The organism is Faecalicatena faecalis (assembly GCF_012524165.2).
GTDB classification, from domain to species: Bacteria; Bacillota; Clostridia; order Lachnospirales; family Lachnospiraceae; genus Faecalicatena_A; species Faecalicatena_A faecalis.
Genome location: NZ_JABACJ020000002.1, coordinates 200,517 through 215,681 on the forward strand (window position 1 = coordinate 200,517; position 15,165 = coordinate 215,681).

Here is a 15,165-nt window from a genome sequence, read left to right on the forward strand (position 1 = left end):
TGTACTGACATAAGCCATACTAAATGCCTTTATGTTTCACACAGAATAAATTTCCAGCCTGCAAGGCCAGGAAATGAGACGCAGTAGTAACTGCTTCGGTCGACGGCAGCGGTGTGGATGGAACTTTAATACACTATCATTTATTGGAAAGGAACTTCATGCAATGAAAATATGGATCAAAAATGGACGCGTCTTAAATCCCGCCACAAAGACAGATGAAATACTGGATATCCTGACTGAGGATTCTTATATAAAACAGATTGGTAAAGAGCTATCGTCAGATCAAACCGCCGATGCCGACCAGATCATCGATGCTTCCGGCTGTTACGTCATGCCGGGCCTGATCGACATGCATGTCCACCTGCGGGACCCCGGCCTTACTTATAAGGAAACCATGGAAACAGGGACAAAAGCTGCCGCAATGGGCGGTTTTACCACAATTTTGGCAATGGCCAATACCTCTCCGGTGATTGATGATGCAGAAAAATTATCGGCTGTATATGAACACGCAGAAAGTTGTTCCCCGATTCAGGTATTACAGGCTGCCTCTGTCACAAAAGGGATGAAAGGAAAGGAATTGACCGATGCCGCCGAATTGAAAAAGGCCGGAGCGCCTGCTTTAAGCGAAGACGGTAAGACAGTCATGGATGCCTCTCTTTTCCGTAAGGCACTCTATCAGGCTGCGTCTCTTGATATGCCCGTACTGGATCACTGCGAAGATGCTTCTCTGAAGGGAAAAGGAGCCCTTAATCAGGGGGCGGTATCTAAGAGGCTGAATGTGGAAGGTATTACAAATGCTGTGGAGGACATTATCATAGCCAGAGATATCCTGCTTGCCAAAGAGACGGGTGCCAGGCTGCACATCTGCCACTGCTCCACCGAGGATTCCATGAAGATCATCCGTGCTGCAAAACAGGATGGGCTATCTGTTACAGCAGAAGTCTGCCCTCATCACTTTACCCTGACCGATGAAGACATTATCCCCGGAAATTCCAATTATAAGATGGCACCGCCGCTGCGTTCCCGAAAAGATGTGAATGCTTTGATTGAAGGATTGAAAGACGGAACAATCGATGTCATTTCCTCAGACCACGCCCCACATGCTGCCCATGAAAAAACATCTGATATCGCATCCGCTGCCTTCGGCATCGTCGGTCTGGAGACCTCCGTGTCTCTGACCATCAGTGAACTTGTCCGTCCAGGATATCTCACACCACTGCAGATGGCTGAAAAAATGAGCTGGAACCCTGCAAAGATCCTGGGAATTGAGAAAGGGAATCTCGCTGTGGGGAAAGATGCGGATATCACGATCATCGATCCGGAAGCAGAATATGTGATTGACAGTGAAACCTTTGCAAGCATGGGGCGCAATACACCATTTCATGGACGGAAAGTATGTGGGAAAGTAATGTATACCATTTGTGGAGGAGAAATCTGCAAAAGGGTCAGATGAGCAAACCAGCTGTCCGGTGCCGCACCATGCCAATGCTTCATTCCCACAGGAATATTGATGCAGTCACCCGGCTTCATCTCCACAGGCGCTTTCTCCCATTCCTGATAATAGCCCCGTCCGCCTACATAGACCAGAATCTGCCCGCCGCCTTTGTCTTCCTGATGAATATGCCAGTTGTTACGGCATCCCGGCTCAAAGGTCACATTCTTCCTCTTTCTCATTCCATACGTCTTTCGCTAGCTTAAATGCCGCCCATCCCTTTGGCCATCCTACATAAAAGGCAATGTGGGTGAAAATATCTGCGATTTCTTCTTTTGTCACACCATGTGCCTTTGAGTTTTGCAAATGGTAAATCAGTGACGAGTCTGTAATTCCCGATGACACCAGAGCTACTACAGTGATAATAGATCTTGTTTTCAGATTGATGGACTGGCTGTTCCATTCCTCACCAAATAAGATGTCATCATTGAAATGTGCAAATAGTGGCGCAAATTCCCCTAACTGATCTCTCCCTGCAGTCTGTACGATTTTTTCTGACATTGTGATCCTCCTTACTTTCAATTTAAGTTTTTACCCAGTTTATAGGCTTTCTCCGATAAATACTTTTTACTTTTTTGATTTATTTTATCTGAATCCTCCTATTCCTGATAAGCTGTAACCGTAATAGTCCCATTCAGCTTTTCTATATCTTCTTTCCCACTGACCACTTCTCCAAGCTCATACAAACTGCTTCCCTGACCAAAGTGATTATAAAACATCACAACATCTGCCCACGGAGAATAATAAACAATTCCTTTGCCGCCTGACTCTGATTCAACTCATATATAACCTTATATTCTTTTGATGTTACTTTCATTTTCATCACTTCATCCTCCTCTGTTGCAGGCAATTCCGAATTCGCTTCCTCATTACTCTGCTCCTGCTTTGTTTCAGTTTCAATAACAGGGATGTCTGTCCATCCGATTCCTGGTTGCCTTTTGTAATTTTAACAACGCTCTGCACAGAATTTCTCATACGCTGTTATTCCCTCCTTCAGTTGATGAAGATTATCTTCCAAAACAGAGCGTGAACAAGCAGTGTTGATCCGTAAAAACTCTTTTTCTACCCGTCCATTTTGTTTTCCATAGGAAAGATACAATCCTGTTTTTTCCTTAATATATTCTGCTACTTCCATTCCACTTCCTATCATTCGTACAAAATCCAATCTTAAAAAGCAGGTATCATAAAATGATGCCGCCTGCATCTGCGGAATTTTATTTCGAATAAACTCTTTGACAAATTCCTTGTTCTCAGAAACAGTCTTTTGAAATTCCTCTGTCTGAGCATCAACATCACTTATCATGACTTTACCCTTTGCCTCTGCAACATCCATAATGATTTCTCCCACTTCCGGAACCTGTATCCATCCTGAAAGAGGATTTTTAATACTGTCCACAGAAGATGTAAGGATTGCCTGAACCTCTGATCTTTCAAAACAAAGATCTGTATCCACCATTTCACAGTGAATCAATGTCAGATTTTTGCAGTAACATAATGGCTGCGTACCGCTGATCTTGCAATTGATAAGCGTCAGACCATCTGAATACCACGCCAGATATTCGCCTTTCACTATGCTGTTCTTTACAGTCACATTTTCAGAATGCCAGAAAGCATCTTTTGTATCCAACACACAGTTCTCAAAAACAGCATTCTTTATGTACTGAAATGAATATTTCCCTTTGAACTGCACGTCCGAAAAATACAAGTCTGCAGCACGCATCATAAAATACTCACTCTGAGCGGTACTGTGTATCATCTGAATACCATTTACTGACCAGCCGAATTCCGGGGAGATAATATCACAATTTTCCATTACAACATCTCTGCATTCACGAAGTGCTTTGATCCCGTGCATTTTTGTATCTGTGATTTCAACATGTTCTGAATACCATAAAGAAGCTCTGCAAAGTTCTGTCATTTCACAGCCTCGAATTTTCAATCCGCTATTGTGCCAGAATGGATAACGAAGATTAAAAAAACAATCTTCCACCTCCATCCCATGACACTCTTTCAATGCACTTTCTCCATCTGCTGGGCCGTCAAATGAACATTTTTTTACCAACAGTTCTGTACTTCCATATAGTGCTCTTTCCTCATCAAAATTCTGATTTTCTATTATATTCATAATCATCTGTCCTCTCTTTTTTATTTCTGCTCCTTATTCCGCTTAATCTGATAAACAAAATAATCCAGACAGTCAATCTGCTTTTCTCTCTCATGTACCATGCCCAGAAGACAGCTTCTGTGATGTTCCAACAGTTTCAGCAATTCTCCCATATCATCCTCATCCAGATGACTCATGATACACTCCATCATTTCCGGCGTACATCCGGCATCCTTCAAATTCTGGATTACTGCTTCCCTTGAACCGTAATGTACCGTTTTCTCCAGCTCCATCCCTTCTGACCTCTCTTTTTTCATTTTCCTGTCTTTCATCTCATTATAAATCCCAAGCTTTTAATTAACAAATACTTATATCATATTACTATCTATAGTTGAAACCTAGTCATATTTGGGATATACTAAAAGAAAATTAAAATAAGGAGGTTATCACATGGAACTGCGGGTACTGAACTATTTTCTGACAGTTGCCAGAGAACAGAGTATCATCAGGGCAGCAGAATCTCTACATCTCTCACAGCCAACCATCTCCACACAGATTCGGAACATGGAAGAAGAACTTGGCAAACAACTTTTAATCAGGGGAACAAAAGGTTCAAGAAAAATCACTCTGACTGAGGAAGGTATGATTCTAAAAAAACGGGCCGAAGAAATTTTAGACCTGGTAGAAAAAACAGAAAAAGAAATCACCCTTTCAGACAGCATCATTATAGGTGATGTTTACATCGGAACCGGAGAAACCGATGCTTTCAGACTGCTTGCTAAAACAGCAAAAGAACTGCAGAACGCATATCCGGGAATTCACTATCATATTTCCAGTGGTAATGCAAAATTCGTTATGGAACAACTAGATAAAGGACTCATTGACTTCGGCATCATATTTGGAAATACATCCGCTGAAAAATATAACTCTCTGAAAATGCCTGCCAAAGATACCTGGGGTGTATTGATGCGCTGCGACTCTGAACTTGCCAAAAAAAATTCTATAACTCCTGAAGATTTATGGGATAAACCTTTAATCATTTCACATCAGAAAAATCAGGATACAGAACTCAGCGCATGGCTGAAACATGATTTGTCAAAACTGAATATCATTGCTACCTATAATCTGCTTTTCAATGCCTCCCTACTGGTGGAGGAGGGACTGGGCTATGCCATCGGTCTTGATAAAATCATAAATATTACAGAAAACAGTAAGCTTTGCTTCCGTCCACTCATGCCAAAGGTGGAAGCAGAATTGTATATTATATGGAAAAAATATCAGGTATTTTCCAAGGCAGCGGAGAAATTTATGCTGACGATGAAGGAGCATCAAGAACATCCTATCTAAAAAACGGTGAGGTACAATTTTCACTCCAAATTGTCCTCACCGTTTTCTCTTTTATTATTTGATTAACTCTACTTCTACCGGTATGGATTTCTCCACGCTTTCGCCCTGAATCATCTTAAGAGCTGTCAGGACTGCGGTCTCTCCCATCAGTTCCGGCTTCTGTGCTACAGTCGCAGCCATCTTGCCGGCCTTTACGGCAGCAACGGCGTCGTCTGTGGCATCGAATCCAACGACTTTGATGTCTTTTCCTGATGCAGAGATTGCCTCGACTGCTCCTAATGCCATCTCATCATTGTGAGCGAAAACGCCCTTGATCGCTCCATCGGACTGCAGGATGTTCTCCATGACATTCATGCCTTCTGCACGGTTGAAGTTGGCTGACTGACTTGCGACAACATCGAAGTCTTTATCTGCTACCAGATGGAATCCTTCTCCACGGTCGATGGTTGCGGATGCTCCCGGAACGCCCTGAATCTCAGCAACTTTTGCACCGTCTCCGACCAGTTCTTTTAAGTATTCAGTAGCCATTCTTGCACCTTCCACATTATCAGATGCAATCTGGCAGTCCACGTCTGCTCCATTCACCACACGGTCAACGGAAATAACTTTGATTCCTTTTGACAGTGCATCTTTGACAACCGGGCCAACTGCATCAGAGTCTACTGGGTTGACGATCAGAACACTGACATTTCTGGAAATCAAGTCTTCAATGTCACTTGTCTGTTTCGCCGCATCATCTCCGGCATCGACCACGATCAGATCTACATCCTTCTCTGCTGCGGTCGCTTTGGCGCCGTCAGAAAGGGATACGAAGAACGGGTTGTTCAAGGTAGATACGGAAAATCCGATTGCACCGCTGCCTTCATTGGAGGCTCCTGTATTATCTTCTCCATCGATTGTGATCGCATTACAGCCTGTCGCTGTAAACAATACTGCACACGCCAATACTGATACTACTAATTTTTTCAATTTCATTGCTTTCACCTTTCCCTTTCCTATCGCTTGCGGTCTGACAATACTGCCACAAGGATAACCAGACCTTTGATTACGTCCTGATAATATGAAGAAACACCTAAGATATTCAGTCCGTTATTTAATACTGCAATGATCAGCACGCCGACCAGTGTTCCATAGATTTTACCACGTCCACCGCTCATACTTGTTCCGCCCAGCGCAACTGCTGCGATGGCATCCAGCTCATATCCATCTCCCAGTGTGGGCTGTGCGGAACCGAGTCTGGAGAGAAGAATCAGACCGGAGAGTGCTGCCATGAAACCAGAGATTGCATAAGCAATGATTTTTGTCTTATGAATATTGATTCCGGCAAGCTTTGCACATTTTGCGTTGCTTCCTGTTGCATAGATTGCACGGCCAAATGTAGTTTTCTGTAAAAGGATATAAAATCCGATAAAAATGAGCAGAAGCAGGATGACCGGAATCGGGATATGATAAAAGTTTCCTTTTCCTACTACTTTCAAGGTAAAGCTGTCACCAAGGTTGGAAATTGGTTTTCCATTTGTAAAAATCATGGTCAGTCCACGGTAAACTGTCATGGTGATCAGAGTTGCGATAAATGGCTGAAGTCTTCCTTTTGTAACAAGCACACCACTCACACATCCGAGCAGCACACCGATCACAAGTGCAAGGAGCATTGCCAGACCAACCGGCACGCCATTTACGATCATTCCTGCACAAAGTGCTGTTGACAGGGCCAGAACAGAACCGACTGACAGGTCGATCGCATCCGTCAGGATAACACAGGTCATACCAAATGCAATCAGTCCGTTGATGGATGACTGACGCAGCAAGGATAAAAAGTTGTTCCATGTTCTGAACTCAGGGCTTACACAACTGATTCCGATTACAAGCAGAATCAATGCAATCAACGCACCCAGATCCTGGGCATAGTTTAAAATTTTATTTTTCTCTTTCATTAGATTGTTCCTCCCGTTGCTAACGTCATAACATTTTCCTGATTTGCTTCCTCTTTACTGATAATCCCACGGACCAGCCCCTCGCGTACTACCATGATCCTGTCACTCATCCCCAGGACCTCCGGCAGTTCGGAGGAAACCATGATGATTGCCACACCGTTTGCTGCCAGTTTATTAATGATCGTGTAGATTTCCTTCTTCGCTCCAATATCCACACCTCTGGTCGGCTCATCCAGAATCAGGATTTTCGGATCTGTGTAGATCCATTTTGCAAATACGACCTTCTGCTGGTTACCACCGCTTAAATTGTTGCATTCATGGTCTGGACCAAAACATTTGATGTGCAGCTCCTCGATTGCTTTGCTGACCAGGTCTTCTTCCTTTTTCTTCTTTAAAAAGATATTTTTATCGGAAACCTTCCCCAAATTGGCAAGTGCGATGTTCTTTTGAATACTTTCTTCCAACATCAGACCTTCCGTCTTTCTGTCCTCCGTGATAAATCCGATTCCCTGTTTCATTGCCTGCATTGGAGATTTTATCTGAACCTCCTTGCCCTCGATCTTAACCTTTCCGCTCTCATAAGGCAGATTTCCGAAAATCGCCTGCATGATTTCTGTTCGTCCAGCTCCCATCAAGCCTGATACGCCAAGGACCTCCCCGGCACGGACAGAAAAGCTTACATTCTCAAAAACGCCTGTCTTGGTCAGACCTTCCACAGCCAATACCTCTTCCTTAATTTCACAGTCTCTGGATGGATAACGCTCCCCAATCTCACGTCCAATCATCATCTTTACGATTTCGTTCATGTTGGTATCAGGGATGTTCTTTGTTCCCACATAAGTTCCATCTCTTAAAACAGAAATCCGATCACATAATTCAAAAATTTCTTCCATACGATGGGATATGTACACAATTGACACGCCTGATTTTCTAAGTCCCTCGATTACTTCGAAGAGTACTGCTGTCTCACTCTGTGTCAAGGCTGCTGTCGGCTCATCCATGATGATGACCTTGGCATCGACCATCAGTGCCTTGCAGATTTCAATCATCTGCTGTTGTCCCACAGAAAGATTGGACATCGTTTCTGATGGGGAAATAGAAACACCAAGTCTATTCAGTGCCTCTTCTGCTTTTTTCTTCATTGCCTTAGAATCACAGAGTCCGAATTTCCCCTTGATTTCTTTCCCCATGAACAAATTTTCCTCCACTGTCAGGTCAAAAAGCACGTTCAGTTCCTGGTGGATGAATACAATCCCGTCCTTTTCTGCCTCCTGAGGATTCTTATAATGTACCTCTTTTCCATCCACAATCACTGTCCCGGCATCTTTGGTGTATACACCGGTCAAAATCTTCATCAAGGTGGATTTTCCGGCACCATTTTCGCCCATCAGCGCATGGACTTCCCCGTCACCGAGCACAAATCCTGCATCTTTCAGGACCTGGTTGGTCCCGAAGGCTTTGTCAATTCCTCTCATTTCTATCTGCATATTAATTCCTCCTGATCTGCAATACAGATTCCTTCCTTACTGTTCCTGCATTATGTGCCTGCATTTTTTAATCATCCTACTTAAATGCAGCCATTTTTACTTTACACTGTACTAGAACAGGCAGGCCGACTGCAGGATAATGTTCGCATATGGTGTCGTCTCTCCTGATCTGATTACGGCTTTACAAGCTTTTGTTCTCTGCTTTAACTCATCGTGCGGAACATATTCGATTTTGAAACCGGTTTCAAAACCAGTAGACAACTCCATGATCTCATTCAGAACCGTCGGGTTCTTTTCCTTGATTTCCTCTGCCAGAACAATCTTCTCAATCTTCATGTCTGCTGCCACAGCCCTTAACACCTCCATGAATGAAGGGGTCCCCTTCACAAGAGCCAGGTCTATGCGCTCTGTCTCCTCTGGAATCGGCAGGCCGCAGTCTCCGATTGCAATTGTGTCTGTGTGCCCCATGTAAGAAAGCACTCTGGAAATATCTGCGTTTAAAATTCCTGATTTTTTCATCACTTTTCCTCCTTCCTTTCTTTTGTAACTTAGGCCCGGTCTCGGGTCTTAGCTTCCAAATACATCCTGACGGCTTGTGTTTACTTATTTAAGCCTTAGTGACATGAATGCTTCCATATTAACATTTTTCTAATTCTGCCATTACTTCTTCAAACGTCGGCATACCGCCCTGTGCTCCGAATTTTTCTGTAGAAAGACTGGCTGCAACGTTGCCGAATCTCAATGCTTCTCTTACGCTTTCCCCTTTTGCAATCTGTACTGTAAATGCCCCGTTCAATGTATCTCCGGCGCCTGTTGTATCTACCACTGCTGCTTTACGAGCTGGAACTAAAAGGACTTCCCCTCCTGCCAGACACATGCTCACTCCTTTAGAGCCCTGCGTAATCAAAAGCTTTTCTGGATATCTCTTCAAAAGCTCCTCTGTCTGTATCTCGTCGCCAAAAATAATCTTGGCCTCATGCTCATTCGGCGTCAGATATGTCACCAGTTCTACGATTTCCTGCTTCACAGGTCTGGCCGGCCCTGGATTTAAAACCACCTTCACACCATTTTCATGACAAAGACGAATAACATACTCATTTGTCTCCTGTGGAATTTCATGCTGGAGAACAACTACCTCTGATTGAAGCAGCTCATCTTTAATACTGTCCACATAAGCCTTGTCTACACAGTCATTTGCCCCGGCTACCACGATAATCGTGTTGTCGTTCTCGCCTACTGTAATCAATGCTATTCCTGTCGGAACCCCTTCCACTGTGCGGATGTTTCCAGTCTTAACACCCATGTCCTCCAGATTCTTGAGTAGTTCCTTTCCTGCACCGTCATCACCGACACATCCGAACATTTCCACATCTGCGCCCAGCTTTGCCATCGCTACCGCCTGGTTCGCTCCCTTGCCACCCGGGATATACTTTAAGTCCTCCCCCTTGAGCGTCTCCCCCTTGAGCGGAATCCTTTCCGCTTTTACTGTCATATCCATGTTGATGCTGCCTACCACTGAAATCTTCATCTTTATTACCTCCTGCTTATGTTACTTAGGCTTGGTCTTTTCAAGCCTTAGTTACAAAGCACATCCCATGGACTTTGGTTTGGTCCTTTCAAACCTTAGTCATGTGGATGTTACCTTGCTTTCCTTACTTAGGCTTGGTCTTTTCAAGCCTTAGTTACAAAGCACATCCCATGGACTTTGGTTTGGTCCTTTCAAGCCTTAGTCATGTGGATGTTACCTTGTCGTCTCACGGTGAATGAGTTCCACCTCGAATATATTTTTCTGAGGGACCTCTTTCCCCTCGATATGATCAATCAGAACCTGTGCCGCTTTCGCCCCCATCTCAGCGATTGGCTGTGCTACCGTTGTCAATTCAGGAGTCATGAGCCTGCTCATGATGATATTATCAAATCCGATGAGCTGTACATCCTCCGGCACTCTTTTGCCATGTCTTCTCAGTACTTTATATGCCGAAATCGCCGCCATATCATTTGCTGCGATGATTCCATCCACTTCTGGAAATGTCTTTAAAATCTCTTCGGTCCTGACCAGTCCATCTTCATAATCATAGGAACAGTCCACGTACTGTTCTTTGATATGTTGTTCTCTGCAGACATCCAGATATCCTTTAAACCGGTCCCTGCCACTGGAAACATTCTGTGGGCCCCGCATCGCTACAATATTTTTACATCCGCTCTCCAGCATGTGCTCCATGCTGATGCGGCCTCCCTCATAGTTATCGGATGTGATGCTTGCAACCTCGTTTTTATGCTTCACCGTCCTGTCCAAAACCACGACTGGAATCCGGGCGTCCTTTGTCTTTTCCAAAATCTCATCTTCATTCGTCAACAGGATAATCCCATCCGCATTCATTCTGCCAAGCAGTTCAATGCTGTTCTTCTCCTTCTCTATGTCATCATTGGAGCTGCATAAGGTCAATCTGTAGCCCCGCTCATAAGCTTCATTCTCGATTGCCTTAGCCATCTCGTTAAAAAACGGGTTCTCGATATTCGGGACAATCACACCGATTAAATGCGCGGATTTCTTGTACAGCGTTCTTGCTGCTTCATTTGGTTTGAAACCCGTTTCAAGAATAACCTTCTCTACTTTTTGCTTTTTAATCTCATCTACCTTCGCTGTTCCATTCATGACTCTTGATACCGTTGCCGGAGAAACGCCGGCGAGCCTTGCCACTTCTCTGATGCTGATCATGTATGTCACCCCAATCGTCCACTGCTGTAATCGTATATCTGCTATGTAATTCCTTAATCGAGCTTCATTTTATGTGTATTTTTTCTTTTGAAACCCGTTTCAAACTTGACTTTATTATATATTTTGTACATTTAATTGTCAATCGATTTTAAACGAGTAATTTCTTTTTGGAGACTTTGTATATTTTTGAATGGTATTTTAGGCTGAATCGGACCGAATATTTAGGCAAAACTGACAAGAAAAAAGAAGTATCTTCAGTGCCACCGCTTCTGAATATACCTCTCTCTTCTTGTATTTATATCATTTCACATTGGACATTATCTCAAATCCAGATATGCGATTTCCTCTTCGCTTAATTCAATCTGCAGGGCATCAATATTTTCCTGCATCCGTTCTGCCTTGGAAGTACTCACCACTGCAAATGTATTCAGCTTCTGCTGGTAGATCCATGCCATAGCAATCTGTGGTACACTGGCACCTTTTGCCTTTGCCAGCTCTTCACAGCGTCTAAGACGTTCAAAATTTTCTGGATAAGCATACCCCTTCATCGCGGGTTCATCCAAAACATTCCCCGCATGTTCAATATTACTGCTCTTTACCTGTCCAGAAAACAGTCCATGGGCCAAACTGGAATAAGCAATTACAGGCATCTGGTTCTCCTGATACCACTTTCTCGCCCTTTCATTGGCTGGTCCCGATATCGTCACGCATCCACCGCCCCAGGGATCCAGCACCTGATCGGCCAGTCCAAAATGCGGACTGGATACGGTAAATGGAATCAGATTGTGCTTATAGGCATACTCATTTGCCTGCTCAATGCGCTCATGGGTCCAGTTAGAACCACCAAAAGCGCCAATTTTTCCCTCTGCATGCATGGCATTAAATATCTCTACGGCCACTCCTGCCTCTATTTCCGGGTCGTCCCGGTGCAGTAGATAAATGTCAATATAGTCTGTGTGAAGCTCTTCTGTGGATTTCTTAAAGTCCTTACGCATCTCTTTTTCATTGACTCTCTTCTCTCCTGATGGTGAGGGGTGCCCGCATTTAGAAAGCAGCACCACATCCTGACGATTGCCGCGTGCCTCAAGCCATCTGCCCACGGACGTCTCCGCAAGCTGATAGACTCTGGCTAAATCAAAAGTATTCACCCCCATCGCATAGACCGCGTCCAGAAGGTCAAGCTTCCCCTCCCCGGTCATGAACGGCGGAATTGCCGTCCCGTAAATGATTCTGGATACCTTCTTTTTTACATATGGAATTTCAACATATTCTAATTTAGTGTTCATACTGTTCCCCCTTATTCTTTTTGGATATATGAATTATTTCACATACATCCCATACAATGAATACACCTGTAAAACATCTCTGCTTTTATTATACTCATATATCTAGTTTCTCTCAATCATAAATATGGGGTAACAAAATTTCGATATTCTATCACTCAACATCTCGCTTTTCACGATTCCTCAAGCTGCGAGCTGACTCCTGCTCTATAGTCATATTCTTAAACATATCTAGTATAAGCAGAATTCCTGCCTGCAGACCAATTTCTATATGGACACTTGCACTCACGCTTTCTATCTCACCAGCTAAATCTAACAAATTATGCTGTACTTTTTCATCACACTGCTTAATAAGCCTTTCATATTTGTGATAGGTATCATCCATTCTTTCTTTATAGTTCCTTTCATCTTTATCTAACAAACTTCCATATAAAAGATAATCAGCTACTCCTTTAACTGTTGCCCGTTTAAAAATATCTTCTGTAGTATCCATAGTCTTTCTCTTCTTAACTTTCTTCATGAATTTTCGTACACATGATTATACTCGGATTTTCGTACATTTTCAATATTCGAGTATAACTTTACAATAAATAGAAGATATTAGAGATGAGTGAGGAGGAGTTTTTGGATGATTAACTATAAACCATTATTTGAGACAATGTCCAAAAAAGGAATCTCTTCCTATGCTCTTTTTAAAATGGGATTTTCGAAGGCCACATATCATTCTATCCTAAAGGGTAACAGCATCAGTACCAATACAATCGATCAATTATGTAGATTACTTAAGTGTTCTGTATCTGAAATTATCGAATACACAGATGACTGAACATAAGAGTTCAATAACATATATGGTTCTGGTACATATCCATTATTTGAGTGTCCCTATTATGATTGTGAGAGGTGTACCATGATCAGTTACGAACCATTATTTCATACGATGAAAAATAAGAAAATCAGCTCCTATGAACTTTCAAAAAGAGGATTTCCCCGTTCCACCTACTATGCAATGAAGCGCGGTAATAGTGTTACTGTTAACACAATCAATCAGCTCTGTGCGATTCTCCATTGTAGTGTATCAGATGTTATGGAGTATATTGAAGATGACTCTGCACAAAGAAAGGAAGATAAAACCTAAAGAAACAGGTTTATCTTCCTTTTATGATTCCCTCAAATGTTACTGACCCACTCTACGATTTCATTTCTCACCTGCTCTAATACGTCCTCACTAAATCTCTGATCTGTTTTACTCCCAATCAAAGTACAATTCAACGTGCAATTTTCCTCATATGTACTGACAGAAATCTGAAAATCCGGTGGCAGCCGATAGGAACCCGTCAAAAAACAGTTTCTAACCTCACATCCCTGAAAAAATAATTTCTTTTCATCAATTACTCCAAAGTTAGTATAGGAAACAGATGGAAGCGGATATACAGCCCTAATCACTTTTTTCAGCTTCCTTACGGGAATCAATTTTTCCGCGCAATGTAACAGTTTGATTCCAGAAAGGCACATATTACGGGATTTCTGCATTTCCATCTCCAGATGGACCATGGCCAGTGTGTCTACAAATCTCTGCCCAGGAGTATATTCTATTGTCACCCTTCTGTATATGCCTGTCATATTTGCCACTGTAAACTCATCTCTAACCGATAGCACACTGCGTAAGTCTGCCGGACTGGGAAGCACTACTTTATCCAGATTTTTTACCCTTGAAATCACGCTGGCATAGGCAGTCAGAAAAACATCATTTAACGTTGCCCCGCATTGCCGTGCCTTTTTCTTGATTTCACATAGGTATTCAGCCTGAATCACTTTACTTATACAATACATTTGATTGCCTCTGTTCTTTTCTATGATACAGCCTGATCAACAGGTACAGATATTGAAGAAAACCTTTTCCATCTGATAGGATATGGCTCATTGCGAACACAATTTTGCTCCCCTGTTCTTTTTCCTGAATAAATATTCTGAATTGGGGACCGCTGCTCAAATCCCATATTTCCTGACATGGGCTTCTCTGTTTTTTAGACTTCCTGCCCCCATTCTCAACCATTACAACACCATCCATCGTCAGCCCTTTATCAACAAATTCGCAATACCTAAAGTCAAACGTATATATGATTTCCGGTACAAATTTGCAGGACTGGCGAACTGCCTTTTTTAACCGCTCCGGCTCTATTTTACCAACTATCTCCATCCGGCAGTACAAAAAAGATGAGACTCTTTTACTATGTGCTGCCTCCACGATATCCAATCCCTCGCCTCTTGTTCTACACGTTTTCTTCATCGTATCACCTTAATTCTCCCATTCTTTGTTTCCAGTTCGATTCTGACAGATGGCTTCTTCCCGACTACACCATAAAAAAGTCAATAAAAATCCCGGGACTGATATGGATCAGCCCGCATTGCTCATCCTTTCATTCCCGGGACATATCCATCCACGCAGCTTCACTTATCCTTATCATCCGCTCTGCGCAGAAATTCCACGAAGGCAAACAGAATCGAGATCACGGTGAGTACAGATACGATCAGTTCCGCCATATTGTCAGCATATTCAGCCTGTCCAGGATCTGCAACAGCCAGAATGAGAAAATAACTGCACCATAATAATCCCATGGCCAGCAGAAAGAAGGTAATGTATTTGAGTATGCCTGCTGCCTTTGCTGTCAATTTCTTCGTATAGCGGATTTCTTCCTCCGTATAGGATTTCCTCCGTATCACACTTTTAAATCCTCCCAGCAGAAAGCCGACAATAACTCCAAAAGAAAGTGCCCTGCAAATCTCGAAAAACAGTCTCAT

Annotated in this window: 18 protein-coding genes and 1 pseudogene; 4 read left to right on the forward strand and 15 right to left on the reverse strand. The window is 43.0% G+C overall.

Annotated features, from left to right (window positions below; all coding sequences use genetic code 11):
* Nucleotides 1-163 precede the first annotated feature (163 nt).
* The gene (locus HGO97_RS03580; protein WP_216239507.1) at nucleotides 164-1,453 is read left to right on the forward strand and encodes a dihydroorotase; all 1,290 of its coding nucleotides are present in this window, start codon (nucleotides 164-166) and stop codon (nucleotides 1,451-1,453) included.
* Here HGO97_RS03580 and HGO97_RS24370 read toward each other — a convergent pair.
* The 4 genes and pseudogenes from HGO97_RS24370 to HGO97_RS03600 form a co-directional block, all read right to left on the reverse strand.
* Nucleotides 1,441-1,993, reverse strand: a pseudogene (locus HGO97_RS24370) (carboxymuconolactone decarboxylase family protein); the annotation flags it as partial. The gene HGO97_RS03580 and the pseudogene HGO97_RS24370 overlap by 13 nt on opposite strands.
* A 98-nt stretch (nucleotides 1,994-2,091) precedes the next feature.
* Nucleotides 2,092-2,211 carry a hypothetical protein gene (locus HGO97_RS03590; RefSeq protein WP_246597297.1) on the reverse strand — a complete coding sequence of 40 codons (120 nt, stop codon included), beginning with the start codon at nucleotides 2,209-2,211 and terminating at the stop codon, nucleotides 2,092-2,094.
* Between the two features lie 227 nt (nucleotides 2,212-2,438).
* Nucleotides 2,439-3,617 (reverse strand): DUF3737 family protein, encoded by a 1,179-nt coding sequence (locus HGO97_RS03595; RefSeq protein WP_216239510.1) that lies wholly within the window; start codon nucleotides 3,615-3,617, stop codon nucleotides 2,439-2,441.
* 20 nt (nucleotides 3,618-3,637) lie between these two features.
* Nucleotides 3,638-3,913 carry a hypothetical protein gene (locus HGO97_RS03600; RefSeq protein WP_246597305.1) on the reverse strand — a complete coding sequence of 92 codons (276 nt, stop codon included), beginning with the start codon at nucleotides 3,911-3,913 and terminating at the stop codon, nucleotides 3,638-3,640.
* Between the two features lie 133 nt (nucleotides 3,914-4,046).
* Between HGO97_RS03600 and HGO97_RS03605 the strand changes: the two genes are divergently transcribed.
* Complete coding sequence (locus tag HGO97_RS03605) at nucleotides 4,047-4,943, forward strand: LysR family transcriptional regulator (RefSeq protein WP_216239512.1); 897 nt, start codon at nucleotides 4,047-4,049, stop codon at nucleotides 4,941-4,943.
* 54 nt (nucleotides 4,944-4,997) lie between these two features.
* Here the strand turns inward: HGO97_RS03605 and HGO97_RS03610 are convergent, their stop codons facing one another.
* The 8 genes from HGO97_RS03610 to HGO97_RS03645 form a co-directional block, all read right to left on the reverse strand.
* Entirely contained in the window at nucleotides 4,998-5,918 is a 921-nt protein-coding gene (locus HGO97_RS03610) for a D-ribose ABC transporter substrate-binding protein (protein ID WP_216239515.1), read from the reverse strand.
* 20 nt (nucleotides 5,919-5,938) lie between these two features.
* Nucleotides 5,939-6,877, reverse strand: a complete 939-nt coding sequence (locus tag HGO97_RS03615) for an ABC transporter permease (protein ID WP_216239519.1) — start codon at nucleotides 6,875-6,877, stop codon at nucleotides 5,939-5,941.
* Nucleotides 6,877-8,364, reverse strand: coding sequence for a sugar ABC transporter ATP-binding protein (locus HGO97_RS03620; protein ID WP_216239521.1), 1,488 nt, complete (start codon nucleotides 8,362-8,364; stop codon nucleotides 6,877-6,879). The genes HGO97_RS03615 and HGO97_RS03620 overlap by 1 nt, the downstream gene beginning before the upstream one ends.
* Before the next feature lie 111 nt (nucleotides 8,365-8,475).
* On the reverse strand, nucleotides 8,476-8,883 hold the full coding sequence (rbsD, locus tag HGO97_RS03625) for a D-ribose pyranase (protein ID WP_216239534.1): 408 nt from the start codon (nucleotides 8,881-8,883) through the stop codon (nucleotides 8,476-8,478).
* 118 nt (nucleotides 8,884-9,001) lie between these two features.
* Entirely contained in the window at nucleotides 9,002-9,892 is an 891-nt protein-coding gene (gene rbsK, locus HGO97_RS03630; protein ID WP_216239536.1) for a ribokinase, read from the reverse strand.
* 213 nt (nucleotides 9,893-10,105) lie between these two features.
* On the reverse strand, nucleotides 10,106-11,083 hold the full coding sequence (locus HGO97_RS03635; protein ID WP_216239538.1) for a LacI family DNA-binding transcriptional regulator: 978 nt from the start codon (nucleotides 11,081-11,083) through the stop codon (nucleotides 10,106-10,108).
* Nucleotides 11,084-11,400: 317 nt separating this feature from the next.
* Complete coding sequence (locus tag HGO97_RS03640) at nucleotides 11,401-12,369, reverse strand: aldo/keto reductase (RefSeq protein ID WP_216239540.1); 969 nt, start codon at nucleotides 12,367-12,369, stop codon at nucleotides 11,401-11,403.
* Nucleotides 12,370-12,520: 151 nt separating this feature from the next.
* Nucleotides 12,521-12,886 carry a hypothetical protein gene (locus tag HGO97_RS03645; protein ID WP_216239542.1) on the reverse strand — a complete coding sequence of 122 codons (366 nt, stop codon included), beginning with the start codon at nucleotides 12,884-12,886 and terminating at the stop codon, nucleotides 12,521-12,523.
* A gap of 108 nt (nucleotides 12,887-12,994) precedes the next feature.
* Here HGO97_RS03645 and HGO97_RS03650 point away from each other — a divergent pair, with 108 nt between their 5' ends.
* Both HGO97_RS03650 and HGO97_RS03655 read left to right on the forward strand, forming a co-directional pair.
* On the forward strand, nucleotides 12,995-13,192 hold the full coding sequence (locus HGO97_RS03650; protein ID WP_216239544.1) for a helix-turn-helix domain-containing protein: 198 nt from the start codon (nucleotides 12,995-12,997) through the stop codon (nucleotides 13,190-13,192).
* An 81-nt stretch (nucleotides 13,193-13,273) separates the two neighbouring features.
* The gene (locus HGO97_RS03655) at nucleotides 13,274-13,501 is read left to right on the forward strand and encodes a helix-turn-helix domain-containing protein (protein WP_216239547.1); all 228 of its coding nucleotides are present in this window, start codon (nucleotides 13,274-13,276) and stop codon (nucleotides 13,499-13,501) included.
* A 32-nt stretch (nucleotides 13,502-13,533) separates the two neighbouring features.
* Here HGO97_RS03655 and HGO97_RS03660 read toward each other — a convergent pair whose 3' ends face one another.
* From HGO97_RS03660 to HGO97_RS03670, 3 genes are all read right to left on the reverse strand, one after another.
* On the reverse strand, nucleotides 13,534-14,196 hold the full coding sequence (locus HGO97_RS03660; protein ID WP_216239548.1) for a hypothetical protein: 663 nt from the start codon (nucleotides 14,194-14,196) through the stop codon (nucleotides 13,534-13,536).
* Nucleotides 14,180-14,653: a hypothetical protein gene (locus HGO97_RS03665; protein WP_216239549.1), complete on the reverse strand. Its 474-nt coding sequence runs from the start codon at nucleotides 14,651-14,653 to the stop codon at nucleotides 14,180-14,182. Before HGO97_RS03665 ends, HGO97_RS03660 begins: the two co-directional genes overlap by 17 nt.
* A gap of 161 nt (nucleotides 14,654-14,814) precedes the next feature.
* Nucleotides 14,815-15,165, reverse strand: coding sequence for a transporter (locus HGO97_RS03670; RefSeq protein WP_216239550.1), 351 nt, complete (start codon nucleotides 15,163-15,165; stop codon nucleotides 14,815-14,817).

Bases quoted from the DNA above. Each gene is read 5' to 3' on its own strand.
- HGO97_RS03580 (WP_216239507.1), top strand. From the start codon at position 164: ATGAAAATATGGATCAAAAATGGACGCGTCTTAAATCCCGCCACAAAG.
- HGO97_RS03590 (WP_246597297.1), bottom strand. From the start codon at position 2,211: ATGTTTTATAATCACTTTGGTCAGGGAAGCAGTTTGTATGAGCTTGGA.
- HGO97_RS03595 (WP_216239510.1), bottom strand. From the start codon at position 3,617: ATGAATATAATAGAAAATCAGAATTTTGATGAGGAAAGAGCACTATAT.
- HGO97_RS03600 (WP_246597305.1), bottom strand. From the start codon at position 3,913: ATGAAAAAAGAGAGGTCAGAAGGGATGGAGCTGGAGAAAACGGTACAT.
- HGO97_RS03605 (WP_216239512.1), top strand. From the start codon at position 4,047: ATGGAACTGCGGGTACTGAACTATTTTCTGACAGTTGCCAGAGAACAG.
- HGO97_RS03610 (WP_216239515.1), bottom strand. From the start codon at position 5,918: ATGAAATTGAAAAAATTAGTAGTATCAGTATTGGCGTGTGCAGTATTG.
- HGO97_RS03615 (WP_216239519.1), bottom strand. From the start codon at position 6,877: ATGAAAGAGAAAAATAAAATTTTAAACTATGCCCAGGATCTGGGTGCG.
- HGO97_RS03620 (WP_216239521.1), bottom strand. From the start codon at position 8,364: ATGCAGATAGAAATGAGAGGAATTGACAAAGCCTTCGGGACCAACCAG.
- rbsD (WP_216239534.1), bottom strand. From the start codon at position 8,883: ATGAAAAAATCAGGAATTTTAAACGCAGATATTTCCAGAGTGCTTTCT.
- rbsK (WP_216239536.1), bottom strand. From the start codon at position 9,892: ATGAAGATTTCAGTGGTAGGCAGCATCAACATGGATATGACAGTAAAA.
- HGO97_RS03635 (WP_216239538.1), bottom strand. From the start codon at position 11,083: ATGATCAGCATCAGAGAAGTGGCAAGGCTCGCCGGCGTTTCTCCGGCA.
- HGO97_RS03640 (WP_216239540.1), bottom strand. From the start codon at position 12,369: ATGAACACTAAATTAGAATATGTTGAAATTCCATATGTAAAAAAGAAG.
- HGO97_RS03645 (WP_216239542.1), bottom strand. From the start codon at position 12,886: ATGAAGAAAGTTAAGAAGAGAAAGACTATGGATACTACAGAAGATATT.
- HGO97_RS03650 (WP_216239544.1), top strand. From the start codon at position 12,995: ATGATTAACTATAAACCATTATTTGAGACAATGTCCAAAAAAGGAATC.
- HGO97_RS03655 (WP_216239547.1), top strand. From the start codon at position 13,274: ATGATCAGTTACGAACCATTATTTCATACGATGAAAAATAAGAAAATC.
- HGO97_RS03660 (WP_216239548.1), bottom strand. From the start codon at position 14,196: ATGTATTGTATAAGTAAAGTGATTCAGGCTGAATACCTATGTGAAATC.
- HGO97_RS03665 (WP_216239549.1), bottom strand. From the start codon at position 14,653: ATGAAGAAAACGTGTAGAACAAGAGGCGAGGGATTGGATATCGTGGAG.
- HGO97_RS03670 (WP_216239550.1), bottom strand. From the start codon at position 15,165: ATGAGACTGTTTTTCGAGATTTGCAGGGCACTTTCTTTTGGAGTTATT.